Source organism: Nonomuraea sp. NPDC054003 (assembly GCF_055585125.1).
The window spans coordinates 77,635-93,194 of record NZ_JBVJKR010000018.1 but is presented as its reverse complement, the minus strand read 5'-3'; the positions used below and the strand labels follow the sequence as shown (position 1 = coordinate 93,194).

Genomic DNA, 15,560 nt, shown 5'->3' with positions numbered 1-15,560 from the left:
GTGCCTGCATGGTCCCGCGCATTCCGGTCAGCGTCGACCTGGTCGTGCTCACGGTCCGTAACCACGCGCTCAGCGCGCTCACCTGGCGTCGCGACAACCCGCCCTTCCTGCGCCGCTGGTCGCTCTCCGGCGGGTTCATCCAGCTCGACGAGGACCTTCCGGCGGCCGCCCAGCGCATCCTGTCGGAGCGCGCCGGCCTCCCCGGCGCCCCCGTCCACCTGGAGCAGCTCCAGACCTACGGCTACCCCGACCGCGACCCCCGCCAGCGCGTGCTCAGCGTCGCCTACCTCGGCATCGCCCCCGACCTGCCGGCCTCGGAGAAGGCCCACATGAGCTGGCAGCCCGTCGAATCCCTCGCCGTCATGGCCTTCGACCACCGCCGCATCATGCTCGACGGGGTCGAGCGGGCCAGGGCCAAGCTCGAATACACCTCGCTGGGGGCCGCCTTCTGCCCGCCGGAGTTCACGGTGGCCGACCTGCGGAGGGTGTACGAGATCGTCTGGGGCCGCACGCTCGACCCGCGCAACTTCCACCGCAAGGTCACCAAGGCGGAGGGCTTCCTCGTGGAGACGGGCGCCACCACGACCCGCGACGGCGGCCGCCCCGCCAAGCTCTACCGCCGCGGCCCCGCCGAGCTCCTGCACCCCCCGATGCTCCGCTCGCTCAAGGAATGACCAGGGCCGGTGATGCCCTGGCGGGGGCTGGCCTATCGTATGGACATGCCTCGTTTCCGCCCGATCCTCGACACCATGCCGGCCTACAAGCCGGGCAAGGCCGTCATGACGCCCGACGGCCGGTCCTACAAGCTGTCGTCCAACGAGTCGCCCTACGAGCCGTTGCCGTCCGTCGTGGAGGCCATCGCCGAGGGGGCGCGGCTGATCCACCGCTATCCCGATCCGGGGGCGGTCAAGCTGACCGAGGCGATCGCGGAGCGGTTCGGGGTGCCGGCGGAGCACATCGCGCTGGGCGCGGGGTCCGTGACGGTGGCGCAGCAGTTGTTCGAGAGCGTCGGCGACCCGGGCGCCGAGGTGGTCTACGCGTGGCGGTCGTTCGAGGCCTATCCGCTCCTCGCCGACCTGGCCGGGGTGACGTCCGTACGGGTGCCGCTGGCCGGGGAGGACCACGACCTGGACGCCATGGCCGAGGCGATCAACGACCGGACGCGCATGGTGTTCGTGTGCAACCCCAACAACCCGACCGGCACCTCGATCCGCGAGCGTGAGCTGGTGGCGTTCCTGGACCGGGTGCCGGAGCACGTGCTGGTGGTGCTCGACGAGGCCTACCGTGAGTACGTCCGCGACGAGTCGGTGCCCGACGGCCTCACTCTCTACCGCGACCGGCCGAACGTCTGCGTGCTGCGCACGTTCTCCAAGGCGTACGGGCTCGCGGGGCTGCGCGTCGGCTACGTGGTCGGGCAGGAGCCGGTCGCGGCCGCCGTACGCAAGACGATCATCCCGTTCGCGGTCAACCAGCTCGCCCAGGTGGCGGCCATCGCGTCGCTGGCGGCGGAGGACGAGCTGCTCGAGCGGGTGGAGCGGGTGGTCAAGGAGCGCACCCGGGTCCGCGAGGCGCTCATCGCCCAGGGCTGGGAGGTGCCGCCGACGGAGGCCAACTTCGTCTGGCTGCGGCTGGGCGAGCGCACCATGGACTTCGCCGCGGCCTGCGCCGCCGAGGGCGTCGCGGTGCGGCCGTTCGCGGGGGAGGGCGCCCGGGTCTCCATCGGCGACCCGGAGGCCAACGACGCCTTCCTGACCGCCGCCGCCGCCTTCATGAAGGCGTAGACACCGCCGCGGCCGGCTCGGGGGCCTTCTTGGGGCGTCGCCGCTCCGTCGACACGACCAGGGCGACGCCCACCAGGATCACCAGCCCGCCCAGCAGGATCTGCACGGTCACCTGCTCCTGCAGCACCAGCACGCCGAGGATCACCGCCACGATCGGGTTCACGTACGCGTACGTCGACACCAGCGAGATCGGCGCGTTGCCCAGCAGCCACGTGTAGGCGGTGAACCCGACCAGCGAGCCGATCACGATCAGATACGCGAGCGCGGCCCAGGAGCGGCCGGAGACGAGCGCGGGGTCGAGCCGCTCGCCCGCCACGGCGCCGACGGCGACCATGCCGAGGCCTCCGGCGACCATCTCGACGGTGCTGGCCGCGAACGTGTTGGCCGGCATCGCGATCCGTCCCGACAGGAACGAGCCGACGGACCAGGACGCGGAGGCGAGCAGGATGACCGCGATCCCGGTGGCGCTGCCGCTCGCCCCGCCGCCGCTGAGCGACACGGCCGCCACCCCGGCGAACCCGACCAGCACCCCGGCCAGCGTGAGCACCATCGGCCTGTCGCGTACCGCGATCCTGAACACGACCAGCCAGAGCGGCACGGACGCCACGAGCAGCGCGGCGAGGCCGCTGGAGATGTGCTGCTCGGCGACGGCCACCATGCCGTTGCCGCCCGTCAGCAGCAGGAGCCCGACCAGCGCCGCGCTGCCGAACTGGCGCCGCGTCATCCGGAAGACGGCGGGGCCCTTCCTGATGGCCAGGAACGCGCCCAGCAGCAGCGCCGCGGAGAGGAAGCGGATGGCGCCGCTGAACATGGGCGGCATCGTCTCGATGACGATGGCGATGCCGAGGTAGGTGGAACCCCAGACCACGTAGACGATGCCCAGCGCCGTCCACACGGCGAGCGAGACCCGCCGGTCAGGTGTGTCAGCTGTCATGACTCATGACGATAGTCCTCGCCGCCGACAGAGCGCATGCGGGTATCAGACGTTGAGATGTGGGAACCCCCGGGCTTCGGCCCGGACGGGTGATGGTCGGCGGGGCGCCCCCAGAACGGTTGGCGCCCCCGTCCGAATCCCATCGATCGGGGGCGACGAAATTCATACCCGTCTCTCCACGCCCCAACCGCGAATCAACCAGAAGTAGACAGTCCATGAACCGGTCCGCCGCCGGAGGGGGGAAGGAAGGGCGGCGGGCCCGGCCCATGGACGTCAGCGGGGCCCCAGCTTCTCCACGATGAGGCGGTAGAGCTGGCGCGGCCGGCCCGGCTGCGGCGTGCGGTTGGGCGGCAACGGCCACGCGAGTCCCTCGTCAACCAGCGTGCGCAGCAGCCGCCGCGCCGTACGCGGCGTCACCCCCAGCATCTTGCCCGCGCCCTCCGCGTCCACCACGGTGTCGCCGCCCTCCAGCTTGGCGGCCAGCCGCGACAGCACCTCCACGCCCTTGGGCTTGAGCGCGGCCGCGCCGGTCGGCGGCATCCGCGGGGCCGGGATGAGCGCCCGGCCCTCCCGGTCGACCGCGAACCCCTGCGCCTGCTTGCCCGCCTGCGTGCGCGCCAGCGCGGCCCGTGCGTGCGACTCGGCGTCGTGGGTGGTGCGACCCATGCCCACACCCACCTCGACCGCCAGCCCCAGCTCGTCGCGGATCCTGGCGGCGAACGGCAGCACCCTGAACCCGTCGGTGGCCGTCGCGACCGAGCCTCTGGTGGCGGTCACCAGATAGCTGTGGTCGTCGATCGGCCAGACGGTGGCGTTGATCCGGTTGGCCTCCTGGACCAGCAGCCGGTGCAGCGACAGCCGCAGCTCGTCGCGCCAGTGGCGGGGCGCCGCCCGGCGCACCGGCTCGCGCAGCGTCGGCACCTCCACCAGCACGACCGTGAGCTGTGACTCCTCCAGCCGGTGGTGCGCGCCGAGCAGCGCCGCGGTGTGCAGCGCCGTGCGGATGGCCGCCGACGTCGGCCTGATCCTGATGACCGGCACCCCCGCCGCCTGCAGGCGTTCGGCCACGGCGGGAAGGCACGTCAGCGCCCCCGTGGTCGTGCCCTGGCGGGACAGCCGCTCGTGGAAGGCGGCGATCGTGCCGGTGGCGCCCGGCTCGTCGCGGCTGTGCACGTCCGCCGCCGGGATGCCGAGGTCGGTGTACGCCTCCTCGACATCGGCCCGGCTGACCACGTCGACGCTCACCCGCTGCGGGTCCACCCGCGTGTCCAGCGCCGCCTTCGCCAGTGCCGCGATCAACGCCGCCCCGCCGACCTGCACGTACGTGGCGGGCATCGTCAGCACGCCGGAACGCCTGGCCAGGTCGTAGGGCACCGGGCTGGCGAACAGACAGGCGTCGACGCCGGGACCGAGCCGTGTCACCTTGTCGGGCGCTTCCTGCTCGTCGCGATAGGCGGCGGCCACCAGGCGGCAGGGAAGCGGCGCTGCGGCGTGACCCATCAACATGACCCGCTCCACCAGGTCATGAGGTCCGACCACGCCAATGGTGAGATCCGGTGTCATAGCGCCCGGGCGTGACACTCGGGAAGTTTCTTCCGCCCTCTCGACCAATGTTCGTCCCATCCTGCGATCCGTTGCAGTGCTCTCTTTTGGAACGATCGCTCGCGGGGGCCGTAATGTCACGCCCGACTTTTCCGGAAAGACGTTCTGGTTGACCGCCCGAGAAGATGTATCAGCAGCTCAACGGGGTTTTTCCAGCCGTTATCAACGCTCAGAAATCTCTCGTGTAATGTCCGCGCCGAGAGCTCGCATTCGGGGCGCGAGATGTGCGTGACCGCGATCGATGAGGTATCCGGAGTCGATGACGGTCTCGCCATTGGCGGCCAGTCCGGCGAGCACCAGCGCTATACCCGAACGCAGATCGTGAGCGGTTACGCCGGCTCCGGTGAGCGGGGTCGCGCCGCGCACGATCGCCCGGCTGCCGTCGACCTCCACGTTGGCGCCCATCTTGTTGAGCTCGCCCGCCAGCGCGAAGCGGCCGTCGAAGATGCGCTCGTGGATGTAGCTGGTGCCGCCGGCCAGCGCGGCCACCGTCATCATCGGCGACTGGAGGTCGGTGGCGAAGCCGGGATAGGTGTCGGTGATGATGTTGATCGGCCGCAGCGGCCCGTCGCACCGCACCTGCAGCACCGCGCCCTGGCGGGCGAAGTCGACGCCCATCTGCTCCAGCTTGTAGCGCACCACCCCCAGGTCGAGGCCGGTGCCGACGAGGCTCACCTCGCCCTGCGTGATGGCCGCGGCCATGGCGAACACGCCCGCGTCGAGCCGGTCGGGCATCACCGTGTGCTCGACGGCGTGCAGCTCCTCGACGCCCTCGACGGTGATGAAGCCGGTGCCGCCGCCGCTGATCCGCGCGCCCATCTTGGTGAGCATGTCGATCACGTCGAGGACCTCGGGCTCCAGCGCCGCGTTCTCGATGACCGTGGTGCCCTTGGCCAGGGCGGCGGCCATGATGAGGTTCTCGGTGCCGGTGTGGGAGGGGGTGTCGAGGTAGAGGGTGGCGCCGGTCAGCCCGGACGCCTTGACGTGGATCACCGTCTCGCCCTCGTCGACCACCGCGCCCAGGCGCTTGTAGCCCAGGTAGTGGAAGTCGAGGTTGCGGCTGCCGAGGTTGCAGCCGCCGACGCCTTCCACGACCGCCTCGCCCAGCCGGTGGAGCAGGGCGGGGGTGAAGAGCACCGAGCCGCGGAACCGGCGGGCGATCTCGGCGGGCAGCACCGGGCTGGTCAGCCGGGAGGCGTCGATGACGAGCGTGCGCTCGGACTCGTGCAGCTCGACGTACGCGCCCACGGCCTCGGCCAGCTCGACGGCGCGGCGCACGTCCTCGATGATCGGTACGTTGCGCAGGACGGTGCGGCCTTCGGCCGTGAGCAGAGCCGCACCGATCATCGGCAGCACGGCGTTCTTGGCGCCCTGGATGAAAGCGGTTCCACGCAGGGGGTTGCCACCGCGCACGCGGTAACGGACCATTCGGGCGGCTCCTTGAGAGTTCAGCGTGAGGCTAGGCCCGGCCAACAGTAGCCGGTAACACCACTTGACCCGGCCGAATCATCCTGTAAAGGCAACCCCGGTGATGCGCTCATACGCTTCTCGGTATCGATCGCGGGTGCGCTCGACCACGACATCGGGCAGCCGCGGTGGTGGAGTTCCGGAATCTTTGTCCCATCCCGATTCCGGCGAAGTAAGCCAATCGCGGACATATTGCTTGTCATAGGACGGTTGCGACCGGCCCGGCTCCCATTGGTCGGCCGGCCAGAACCGCGACGAGTCGGGCGTCAGCACCTCGTCGCCCAGCGTCAGCACGCCGTCGGCGTCGTAGCCAAGCTCGATCTTGGTGTCGGCGACGATGATGCCGCGCTCGCGGGCGATCTCCGCCCCCCGCGCGTAGACCGCGAGCGTGATGCGGCGCAGCTCCGCCGCGGTCTCCTCGCCCACCTCCGCGACCACCCGCTCGTACGGGATCGGCTCGTCGTGCTGACCCGCGGGCGCCTTCGTGGACGGTGTGAAGATCGGCTCGGGCAGCCGCGACCCGTCTTCGAGGCCCGGCGGCAGCGGGATGCCCGACACCGCGCCGGTGGCGCGGTATTCACTCAGCCCGCCACCCGTCAGGTAGCCCCTGGCCACGCACTCGATCTGCACCATCTTGAGCGGCTTCACCAGCACGCTGCGCGTGTCGGGCCCCGCGGACACCACATGGTTGGGCACCACGTCACGCAACTGGTCGAACCACCACAGCGACAGCTGGGTGAGGATGGCGCCCTTGCCGGGGATCTCGGACTCGAGCACGTGGTCGAAGGCCGAGATCCGGTCGGAGGCCACCATCAGCAGCGTCCCCTCACCGGTCTCGTAGAGGTCGCGGACCTTGCCGGAGTGGAGGTGTCTCATCCGGCGATGTCCGTCCGGTAGTGGGCGCCGCGCATGCGGATCCGCTCGACCAGCTCGTAGGCGTTGCGGCGGGCGGTCTCCTGGTCGGGGCCCGTGCCGACGACGTTGAGCACCCGGCCGCCCGCCGAGACCAGCTCGCCGTCCTTCAGCGCCGTGCCGGCGTGGATCACGTACGCGTCGTCCGTCGGCTCCAGCCCGGTGATCGCGTCGCCCTTGACCGGGGCGGCCGGATAGCCCTCGGCCGCGAGCACCACGGTCACCGCCGCGCCCGGCCTGAACACCGGGTCGAGCCCCAGCTCGCCGGTCGCGCACGCCATCAGCAGCCCGCCCAGCGGCGTCTCCAGCCGGTCGAGCAGGACCTGCGTCTCCGGGTCGCCGAACCGGGCGTTGAACTCCACCACCTTCGGGCCCTTGGCGGTCAGCGCCAGCCCCACGTAGAGCACCCCCTGGTAGGGCAGCCCGCGCCGGCCCAGCTCCGCGATCGTCGGGTGCACGACCTCGCGCATCACCTGCTCGGTGAGCCCTTCGGGAAGCCACGGCAGCGGCGTGTAGGCGCCCATGCCGCCCGTGTTGGGGCCCGCGTCGCCGTCGTAGGCGCGCTTGAAGTCCTGGGCCGGCTGGAACGGCACCGCCGTGCTCCCGTCGCAGAGCGCGAAGAGCGACACCTCGGGCCCGTCGAGGAACTCCTCGATCACCACCCGCCCGCACGCCCGCCCGTGGCGCAGCGCCTCCTCCAGGTCGCCGGTGACCACGACGCCCTTGCCGGCGGCCAGGCCGTCGTCCTTGACCACGTACGGGGCCCCGAACTCGGCGCACGCCGCCGCGGCCTCGTCGGGGTTGTCGCACACCCGCGCCTCGGCCGTCGGCACCCCGGCGGCCAGCATGACCTCCTTGGCGAAGGCCTTGGAGCCCTCGATCATCGCCGCCTGCCTGGACGGGCCGAAGCAGGCGATGCCGGCCTCCCGCACGGCGTCGGCGACCCCGGCGACCAGCGGCGCCTCCGGGCCCACGACCACCAGATCCACGCCCAGCCGCTTCGCCAGCCCGGCGACCGCCTCCGGGTCGACGGGATCGACGGCGTGCAGCTCGGCGACCTGCCCGATGCCCGGGTTGCCGGGCGCGCAGTGCACCTCGGTGACCTGCGGATCCAGCCTGAGCGAACGGCAGAGGGCGTGCTCCCGCCCTCCGGAACCAATAACGAGTACGCGCACCCGCCCATTCTCGCAGCCCCGGCGCCCCGCGCCCCCCTCAGCCCCTCGGGGGGCTGGATTGGAAGGGCGCGGCGGGGGCAGAAGCAAGCTGCCGGGACATGCCAGAAGGGTCCCGGCTTCTTCGGCAGCTTCTACCGGATCCGGCGGCCGTCAGGCTAGTACAGTCAGGTGCGTTCCCCGCCCCGTGGTAAATTGGGGCGGCTTTATGGCTTCTCGTGTGATTGGAGGTGGTCCGGGATGAATCCTGGTGATCCCAGCAGTACGTGCTCGTTCACGTACATCTCGAATACCCCCGACCACTCCAATCCGGCAGCCTGATCGTGCCTCCACGCATTCCCGTTTTTAAGAGGTGATGTCGCATCACGCGCGTGGAGCGTGCCAGGTCGGGCGGAAAGGGACTGCCATGCGCTCGTCCACGCTTTTCCGTCGCATCAACCGTCACCCCGTTCAGCGGCACCAGCCGCGTCAGCGTCTCCAGACCGTGACCGAGGCGTGCGTGCCACCTGTCGACTCCATCGTGGAGTACGCCGCGTACATCGAGGGCGAGAAGACCCGGGCCGCGGGCATCGTCGAGTCATTGGAGCTGGTCCGCCGGCACAACAGGATCACCGAGGGCGCCAAGGCGTTCGTCTGGGTGGGCCTGCACGAGCCGGCGGCGCCGGAGGTCGAGTGGCTGGCCGAGGTCTTCGGGCTGCATCCGCTCGCCGTCGAGGACGCCGTCAAGGCGCACCAGCGCCCCAAGGTCGAGCGCTACGGCGACTCGATGTTCATGGTGCTGAAGACGATCGCGTACCTCGACAGCGCCGAGCCCGCCGGTGAGATCATCGCCACCGGCGAGATCATGATCTTCCTGGGCCCCGACTTCGTGGTCACCGTGCGCCACGGCGAGCACTGCCCGCTGACGGAGGTGCGCGAGCGCATCGAGGACGGTCCCGACCTGCTGGCCCGCGGCCCGGCCGGGGTGCTGCACGCGATCGCCGACCACGTCGTCGACCGCTACCTCCAGGTCGCCGACCTCATGCAGCTGGAGCTGGAGGACGTCGAGGCCACGGTGTTCGCCGACGTCAGCTCCCGCGACATCAACCGGATCTACCAGCTCAAGCGCGAGATGCTCGACCTGAAGCGGGCGGTCACCCCGCTGCAGGCGCCGCTGGCCGCGCTGCCGCAGCGCCGGGTGATCCCCTCCGACATGCGCGAATACTTCCGCGACGTCGGCGACCACCTGGCACGGGTGTGCGAGCAGGTGGAGTCGTCCAACGAGCTGTGCAGCTCGATCCTGCAGGCCGCGCTGGCCCGCTCGAACGCGCTGGCCAACGAGGACATGCGCAAGATCTCGTCCTGGGTGGCCATCCTGGCGGTGCCGACGATGATCGCCGGGATCTACGGCATGAACTTCGACTTCATGCCCGAGACCCGCCAGGTGTGGGGCTATCCCGCGGTGCTGGCCGTGATGGTCACGGTGTGCGTGCTGCTGCACCGCGGCTTCCGCCGCAACGGCTGGCTCTAGTCAGACGCCGACCGGCTTGAGCGGCCCGACCGGCTCGGGCAGCTCAAGCCCGCGCTCCCGCCACAGCTCGCGCATCCGGTCGGGATAGTCGGTGACGATCCCGGAGACGCCGAGGTCGAGCATGCGGGCGCCGAGCGTGGTGTCGTTGACGGTCCAGACGGCGACGTCGAGCCCGGCCGCGGCGGCCTGGGCCATGAGCCGCTCGTCGACCATCACGTGCTCGGGCGAGAGCGTGGTGGCGCCGGCGGCGCGGGCGGCGGCGGGGACGTCGTCGCCGAGCGGGCCGTTCCAGCCGAGGGTGTCGAGCTCGACCAGCGCGAAGCGTCGGACGTCGGGCGCCAGCTCGGCCACCCGCGAGATGATCCGCCAGTCGAAGCTCAGGATCGCGGCGTTGTGCAGCCTGCCGTGCCGGTCGAGCTCGTCGAGCACCAGCTCGGCGAACTCCTCGGGGGCGGCCGACAGCGCGGGCCGCGTCGGGTCGGACTTCAGCTCGATGTGCAGCCGTACGCCCGCCGCCTGGTAGGCGTTGACCAGCCCGAGCACGGCCCCGAGCGTGGGCATGCGGGTCTCGGGCATCGCCACCTGGGTCAGCGCGAACGGGTCCTGCGGATGGCGCGGGAAGCGCACCCCCACGTCGAGCGTGCGGAGCTGCGCGAGGGTGAGCGAGTTGATCGGTTTCCCGACGTACGGGAAAGCCGGGTCGTCCGGCGCGACCGGTCGCGTGTCGGCGCTCGTGACGGCGGAGACCGTCAGGTCGTGCGTGAGCACGAGCCGGCGATCGGCGGTGAGCGCGACGTCGAGCTCCAGAGCGTGCACCCCGAGCTCCATCGTCCGGCTCATTCCGGGCAGCGTGTTCTCGGGCCAGAGGCCCCTCGCCCCCCGATGACCATGTATCTCAACGCGCACACCGGGACCCTATCTGGCGCGGGCCGTGTTCAGGCAGTGCCACGCCCGACCGGAGCTACGGCCGGCCGAATTCCCAGGTGTGGACGGCCTGGTCCCCGTCGCCGGCCGGTCTGTCGTCCTCCGCGGTGGCCGTCCACAGCCCCTGGCAGCCCCGCTCGCGGGCCAGCCGGGCGAGCGCGGTGACCAGTGACCGGCCGATGCCGCGGCCGCGGAAGCGGTCGTCCACGGAGAGCTCGTACAGGAACATCTCGGTGCCCTTGCCGGGGTGCGTCATCTCCACCCCGGTCACCATCCCCGCGGGGAACCCGTCCACGTAGGCGACGAGGAGATGACAGCCCTCGTCCGCGAACCTCTGGGGAGCCGCGTCGAAGAGGTGACCGGCCTCCTCGACGGCCTCGGACCGGGTGACGCGACGGATGTCCATGGGAGGAGGTTAAGCAGGCGTTACCCCACTGTGCACCCAGTTTTTTGGCAAAAAATACAACAATATTGCAATAAGCTGAGCAACTATGACCAAGGCTCTCGAATCCACCCGGCTCGACACCGTACGGGCCTGGGTGGACGGGTGGACGGTCTCGCGCGGCACCCCGCCGCCCGTGACCGAGCCCTGGGGGCTGCGGGTGGACACCGGCCTGCCCGGCCACGTCGCCCGCCACGTCGTCCCCGACCCGACGCCCGCCCTCATCCAGCGGCTGACGTCCGCGATCACGGTGCCGGGCACCTGGCTGAAGCTCTGCGCCCCGGCCGAGCTGATCGCCCCCTGGCTGCCGCCGGGCTGGGCCATCGACCCTCCCGAGTATCTGATGACCGGCACGCTCGCCCGCGAGCACGCGGCGGCGCCGCCCGGCTACACGCTGGCCGTGACCACCCGGGCCGGCGTCACCGTCGCCCGCCTGCTGACCGACGCGGGCGAGATAGCGGCCCGCGGCCAGCTCGCCACGGCCGGCTGGGCCGCCGTGGTGGACCGGGTCGAGACCGCCGAGAACCACCGCCGCCGCGGCCTGGGCGTCGTCGTCATGAAGACGCTCGCCGCCACCGCCGTCTCCCGGGGCGCCACCACAGGTGTCCTGGTGGCCACCCCGGAGGGCAGGAAGCTCTACGAGAGCCTCGGCTGGCGGCTCCGCTCGCCCATGACGGCGGCGGTCTTCACCGGCTGACCGCTGGTCAGACCAGGGAACGGATCACCAGGGTCTGGTCGCGGCCCGGGCCCACGCCGATCGCGGAGATGGGCGCGCCGCTCATCTCCTCCAGCGCGCGCACGTACGCCTGGGCGTTCGGCGGCAGGTCCTCGAACGTCTTGGCGCCCGTGATGTCCTCCTGCCAGCCCGGCAGCTCCTCGTAGATCGGCTTGGCGTGGTGGAACTCCGTCTGCGTCATCGGGATCTCGTCGTGCCGCGTCCCGTCGACGTCGTACGCCACGCACACCGGGATCCGCTCCAGGCCGGACAGCACGTCCAGCTTGGTGAGGAAGAAGTCCGTGACGCCGTTGATCCGGGTGGCGTAGCGGGCGATCACCGCGTCGAACCAGCCGCAGCGCCGGTTCCTGCCGGTCGTGACGCCGTACTCGCCGCCCGTCCGGCGCAGCCACTCGCCCATCTCGTCCTCCAGCTCCGTCGGGAACGGGCCGGAACCGACACGGGTGGTGTAGGCCTTGAGGATGCCGATCACCTTCGTGAGCCGGTTCGGCGGGATGCCCGCGCCGGCGCAGGCGCCGCCCGAGGTGGGCGAGGAGGAGGTGACGAACGGGTAGGTGCCGTGGTCGATGTCGAGGAGCGTGCCCTGACCGCCCTCCAGCAGCACGAACTTGTCCTCGTCCAGCGCCTTGCTCAGCACCAGGGAGGTGTCGGCGATGTGCGGCTTGAGCCGCTCGGCGTAGCCGAGATACTCCTCGACGACCGCCTCGGCCTCGATGCCGCGCCGGTTGTAGACCTTGGTGAGCACCTGGTTCTTCTCGCCCAGCGCCACCTCGATCTTCTTGGCCAGGATGCCGGGGTCGAGCAGGTCCTGCACCCGCACCCCGACCCGGTAGATCTTGTCGCCGTAGGCCGGGCCGATGCCGCGGCCGGTCGTACCGATCTTGGCCTTGCCCAGGTAACGCTCGGTCACCTTGTCGAGCGCCTTGTGGTGAGGCATGATCAGGTGCGCGTTGGCCGAGATGAGCAGCCGCTCGGCGGAGATGCCCCGCTTGGCCAGGCCGTCGATCTCGCCCAGCAGCACCCCTGGGTCGATCACGACACCGTTGCCGATCACCGGCACCACGTGTGGCGACAGGATGCCCGTGGGCAGCAGGTGCAGCGCGTATTTCTGGTCGCCGATGACCACGGTGTGGCCCGCGTTGTTGCCACCCTGATAACGGACGACGTAGTCGACGTCGCCACCGAGCAGGTCGGTGGCCTTGCCCTTGCCCTCATCGCCCCATTGGGCACCCACGAGAACGGCAGCCGGCATGGTGAAGTCTCCCGAACACAAAACGAAACCCCTGGCGCAAGCGCGACAGGGGCTCTTGCGTGGAGAGACTACCCGAGTGGGGCTTATCGTCCCAAGAGCTACCCCTTGGTCAGCGCGTCATAGCCGCTCTCGCTGCTGTCCTTGAGGAACTGCAGGCACCGTTCGGCCTCGTCCTTCTCGCCGATCGCCTGCGCGGCCCGGCTCAGCGCGTACAGGCAGCGCAGGAACCCGCGGTTGGGCTCGTGCTCCCACGGGATCGGCCCATGCCCCTTCCACCCGCTGCGGCGCAGATGATCGAGCCCGCGGTGGTAGCCGGTGCGGGCGAAGGCGTAGGAGGTGACGGCGTGGCCCTGGGCGAAGTACTCCTCCGCGAGCGCCGCCCAGGCCGCCGGGTAGGCGGGGAAACGGGCGGCCACGTCGGAGGCCTTGACGCCGGAATCGAGGGCCTCCCTGGCCTCGGGCGTGTCCGGCAGCTGCGTCGGGGGCGGCCCGGCGAGAAGGTTATCCATAGGACAAGTCATACCCGCCGGGCCGTCTTCGTGGCTAGGAGAGCTTCGTCCCACTGCTCTTGAGGTGCTCGCACGCCTCGGTGACGCGGGCGGCCATGCCCGTCTCGGCCGACTTGCCCCACGAACGCGGGTCGTACGTCTTCTTCTGGCCGACGTCGCCGTCGACCTTCAGCACGCCGTCGTAGTTGCGGAACATGTGGTCGGCCACCGGCCGGGTGAAGGCGTACTGGGTGTCGGTGTCGACGTTCATCTTGACGACCCCGTACGAGATCGCCTCGTGGATCTCCTCCAGCGCCGAGCCGGAGCCGCCGTGGAAGACCAGGTCGAACGGCTTCTCCTTGCCGAACTTGCCGCCCACCGCCTCCTGGATCTCCTTCAGCACGCTCGGCCGCAGCTTGACGTGGCCCGGCTTGTAGACCCCGTGGACGTTGCCGAACGTGGCGGCGAGCATGTAGCGGCCCTGCTCGCCCAGGCCGACGGCCTCCGCCGTGGCCAGCGCGTCACCGGTGGTGGTGTAGAGCTTCTCGTTCATCTCGCCGACGACGCCGTCCTCCTCGCCGCCGACGACGCCGATCTCCATCTCCATGATGATCCGGGCGCGGGCGCACTTGTCGAGGAGCTCCTTGGCGATCTCCAGGTTCTCCTCCAGCGGCACGGCCGAGCCGTCCCACATGTGGGACTGGAACAGCGGGTCGAGGCCCTTCGACACCCGCTCCAGCGAGATGTCGACGAGCGGGCGCATGAAACCGTCGAGCTTGTTCTTGGGGCAGTGGTCGGTGTGCAGCGCCACCGTGACGGGATACTTCGCGGCCACCACCCGGGCGTACTCGGCGAGCGCCGTCGCACCGGTCACCATGTCCTTGACCGTCGGACCGGACAGGTATTCGGCGCCGCCCGTGGACACCTGGATGATGCCGTCGCTCTCCGCTTCGGCGAAGCCGCGAAGAGCGGCGTTCAGCGTCTGGGAAGAGGTCACGTTGATCGCCGGATAGGCGAACCCGCCTGCCTTCGCTCGATCGAGCATCTCCGCATAGACCTCAGGAGTCGCGATGGGCATGAGTCATCTCCCTAGAAGTAACGGCTTCGCGCTGTTCAGCATAATCCGGCATGGAACCCCGCGGGCGTTCACGTCCGGGAGGAAACGGCAGCTTGGGAGGGCGGCTGCGCCGCCGCCTGCAGGCCAAGCAGACCACATCGGCTAAGCGGTTGCTGAAGCGGCTGAACCGTCGAAGCCATGGACGGTGAGGAGCCGCAAGCTCGGTCGTTCACGGCCGAGAAGCTGACCATCCCGGTTGCGGTGTCGGCCGTCGGCATTCGAAACACATCGGGAAAGCCGTCTTACCATTGGATAGTCTCGGCGCGTGGGACGCCACAGGTCAGATCCGATGGGCCTCGCCCGACTGGCGCTCGCCGTCCTGGCGGCAGCGGCCCTCGTGGTGCTGCTGGTCATCGGCGGGCGGGCGTTGTTCGACTCGCTCGACACAGAGGACGCCGCGCCCGAGCGGACGTCCGCCACGCCCACGGTCACCGCTCCGGTGCCGACCGTGCGCATCGAGTGCGTGGCCGCCACCTGCCCGCTCGTCACCGTACGGGTCCCCGGCGGCGACGTGCTGCAGCATCGCGAGATGACCGAGGGCGAGGAGGTCAGCTACTTCGAGCCCGAGCTGGACGTGGTGATCTCCGACGCCGGCACCGTCCGCGTCACCGAGAACGGCACCCTCCGGCCGCGGGGCGAGCAGGGGGAGCGGGAGGCGTTCACAGTCGGAGGTCCGCCAGAGTGAAGGCGGAACGGTAGTCGAGGCCCTCCTCGGCCATCCTGGCCGCGGCGCCCCGGTCGACGATCGTGGCCACCGCGACCACCTCGGCGCCCTCCTCGCGCAGCGCCTCCACCGCCGTCAGCGGGGACGAGCCGGTCGTCGAGGTGTCCTCGACCACGAGGACCCGGCGGCCCTTCACCTCGGGGCCCTCGATCCGGCGCTGCATCCCGTGGGCCTTCTGCGCCTTGCGCACCACGAACGCGTCCAGCGAACGCCCGCGCGCCGCCGCGACGTGCAGCATGGCCGTCGCCACCGGGTCGGCGCCCAGCGTGAGCCCGCCCACCGCGTCGTAGTCGAGGTCGGCTGTCAGGTCGAGGAGCACGCCGCCGACCAGCGGGGCCGCCGTGGCGTCGAGCGTGATGCGGCGCAGGTCGAGGTAGAAGTCGGCCTCCTGCCCTGAGGAGAGCACCACCCGGCCGTGCACGACGGCCTTCTTCTCGATCTCGGCCAGCAGTCTGTCACGGTCGCTCATGGGTTCAGCTTAGAGCCGGTCCTCGACGGC

The 15,560-nt window shown here is 70.6% G+C and carries 16 protein-coding genes; 5 read left to right on the top strand and 11 right to left on the bottom strand.

The genetic code is table 11. The annotated features are described in order from the left end of the window. Nucleotides 1-8: 8 nt before the first annotated feature. Both ACZ6YG_RS37145 and hisC read left to right on the top strand, forming a co-directional pair. On the top strand, nucleotides 9-674 hold the full coding sequence (locus ACZ6YG_RS37145) for an NUDIX hydrolase (protein ID WP_148036218.1): 666 nt from the start codon (nucleotides 9-11) through the stop codon (nucleotides 672-674). 45 nt (nucleotides 675-719) lie between these two features. Next, nucleotides 720-1,781 (top strand): histidinol-phosphate transaminase, encoded by a 1,062-nt coding sequence (hisC, locus tag ACZ6YG_RS37140; protein ID WP_219545483.1) that lies wholly within the window; start codon nucleotides 720-722, stop codon nucleotides 1,779-1,781. On the opposite strand, the gene ACZ6YG_RS37135 is transcribed toward hisC, so the two are convergent. The 5 genes from ACZ6YG_RS37135 to purD form a co-directional block, all read right to left on the bottom strand. Further along, nucleotides 1,768-2,715, bottom strand: coding sequence for an EamA family transporter (locus tag ACZ6YG_RS37135; protein WP_148036220.1), 948 nt, complete (start codon nucleotides 2,713-2,715; stop codon nucleotides 1,768-1,770). The genes hisC and ACZ6YG_RS37135 overlap by 14 nt on opposite strands. Before the next feature lie 273 nt (nucleotides 2,716-2,988). Beyond that, on the bottom strand, nucleotides 2,989-4,278 hold the full coding sequence (locus tag ACZ6YG_RS37130; RefSeq protein WP_148036221.1) for a GTP cyclohydrolase IIa: 1,290 nt from the start codon (nucleotides 4,276-4,278) through the stop codon (nucleotides 2,989-2,991). 201 nt (nucleotides 4,279-4,479) lie between these two features. After that, nucleotides 4,480-5,745 (bottom strand): UDP-N-acetylglucosamine 1-carboxyvinyltransferase, encoded by a 1,266-nt coding sequence (gene murA, locus ACZ6YG_RS37125; RefSeq protein ID WP_466020555.1) that lies wholly within the window; start codon nucleotides 5,743-5,745, stop codon nucleotides 4,480-4,482. Between the two features lie 78 nt (nucleotides 5,746-5,823). After that, nucleotides 5,824-6,660, bottom strand: coding sequence for a phosphoribosylaminoimidazolesuccinocarboxamide synthase (locus tag ACZ6YG_RS37120; RefSeq protein ID WP_466020554.1), 837 nt, complete (start codon nucleotides 6,658-6,660; stop codon nucleotides 5,824-5,826). Next, complete coding sequence (gene purD, locus ACZ6YG_RS37115) at nucleotides 6,657-7,871, bottom strand: phosphoribosylamine--glycine ligase (RefSeq protein ID WP_466020553.1); 1,215 nt, start codon at nucleotides 7,869-7,871, stop codon at nucleotides 6,657-6,659. The genes ACZ6YG_RS37120 and purD overlap by 4 nt, the downstream gene beginning before the upstream one ends. A gap of 496 nt (nucleotides 7,872-8,367) precedes the next feature. On the opposite strand from purD, the gene corA reads away from it, so the two are divergent. Further along, nucleotides 8,368-9,378 carry a magnesium/cobalt transporter CorA gene (gene corA / locus ACZ6YG_RS37110; RefSeq protein WP_261809017.1) on the top strand — a complete coding sequence of 337 codons (1,011 nt, stop codon included), beginning with the start codon at nucleotides 8,368-8,370 and terminating at the stop codon, nucleotides 9,376-9,378. On the opposite strand, the gene ACZ6YG_RS37105 is transcribed toward corA, so the two are convergent. Together ACZ6YG_RS37105 and ACZ6YG_RS37100 are read right to left on the bottom strand one after the other, a co-directional pair. Further along, entirely contained in the window at nucleotides 9,379-10,284 is a 906-nt protein-coding gene (locus ACZ6YG_RS37105) for a glycerophosphodiester phosphodiesterase family protein (protein WP_466020552.1), read from the bottom strand. Nucleotides 10,285-10,339: 55 nt separating this feature from the next. Next, nucleotides 10,340-10,708, bottom strand: a complete 369-nt coding sequence (locus ACZ6YG_RS37100) for a GNAT family N-acetyltransferase (RefSeq protein ID WP_466020551.1) — start codon at nucleotides 10,706-10,708, stop codon at nucleotides 10,340-10,342. Nucleotides 10,709-10,793: 85 nt separating this feature from the next. Between ACZ6YG_RS37100 and ACZ6YG_RS37095 the strand changes: the two genes are divergently transcribed. Then, complete coding sequence (locus ACZ6YG_RS37095; RefSeq protein WP_466020550.1) at nucleotides 10,794-11,441, top strand: GNAT family N-acetyltransferase; 648 nt, start codon at nucleotides 10,794-10,796, stop codon at nucleotides 11,439-11,441. Nucleotides 11,442-11,448: 7 nt separating this feature from the next. On the opposite strand, the gene ACZ6YG_RS37090 is transcribed toward ACZ6YG_RS37095, so the two are convergent. From ACZ6YG_RS37090 to fbaA, 3 genes are all read right to left on the bottom strand, one after another. After that, on the bottom strand, nucleotides 11,449-12,732 hold the full coding sequence (locus ACZ6YG_RS37090; protein ID WP_219545489.1) for an adenylosuccinate synthase: 1,284 nt from the start codon (nucleotides 12,730-12,732) through the stop codon (nucleotides 11,449-11,451). 98 nt (nucleotides 12,733-12,830) lie between these two features. Beyond that, the gene (locus ACZ6YG_RS37085) at nucleotides 12,831-13,241 is read right to left on the bottom strand and encodes a DUF3151 domain-containing protein (protein ID WP_148036229.1); all 411 of its coding nucleotides are present in this window, start codon (nucleotides 13,239-13,241) and stop codon (nucleotides 12,831-12,833) included. A gap of 34 nt (nucleotides 13,242-13,275) precedes the next feature. Next, the gene (gene fbaA, locus ACZ6YG_RS37080; protein WP_148036230.1) at nucleotides 13,276-14,298 is read right to left on the bottom strand and encodes a class II fructose-bisphosphate aldolase; all 1,023 of its coding nucleotides are present in this window, start codon (nucleotides 14,296-14,298) and stop codon (nucleotides 13,276-13,278) included. Nucleotides 14,299-14,626: 328 nt separating this feature from the next. Here fbaA and ACZ6YG_RS37075 point away from each other — a divergent pair, with 328 nt between their 5' ends. Beyond that, nucleotides 14,627-15,022: a hypothetical protein gene (locus ACZ6YG_RS37075; RefSeq protein WP_148036231.1), complete on the top strand. Its 396-nt coding sequence runs from the start codon at nucleotides 14,627-14,629 to the stop codon at nucleotides 15,020-15,022. Here the strand turns inward: ACZ6YG_RS37075 and pyrE are convergent. After that, nucleotides 14,997-15,530, bottom strand: a complete 534-nt coding sequence (gene pyrE, locus ACZ6YG_RS37070; protein WP_466020549.1) for an orotate phosphoribosyltransferase — start codon at nucleotides 15,528-15,530, stop codon at nucleotides 14,997-14,999. The two genes, ACZ6YG_RS37075 and pyrE, sit on opposite strands and share 26 nt — an antisense overlap. Between the last annotated feature and the right edge of the window lie 30 nt (nucleotides 15,531-15,560).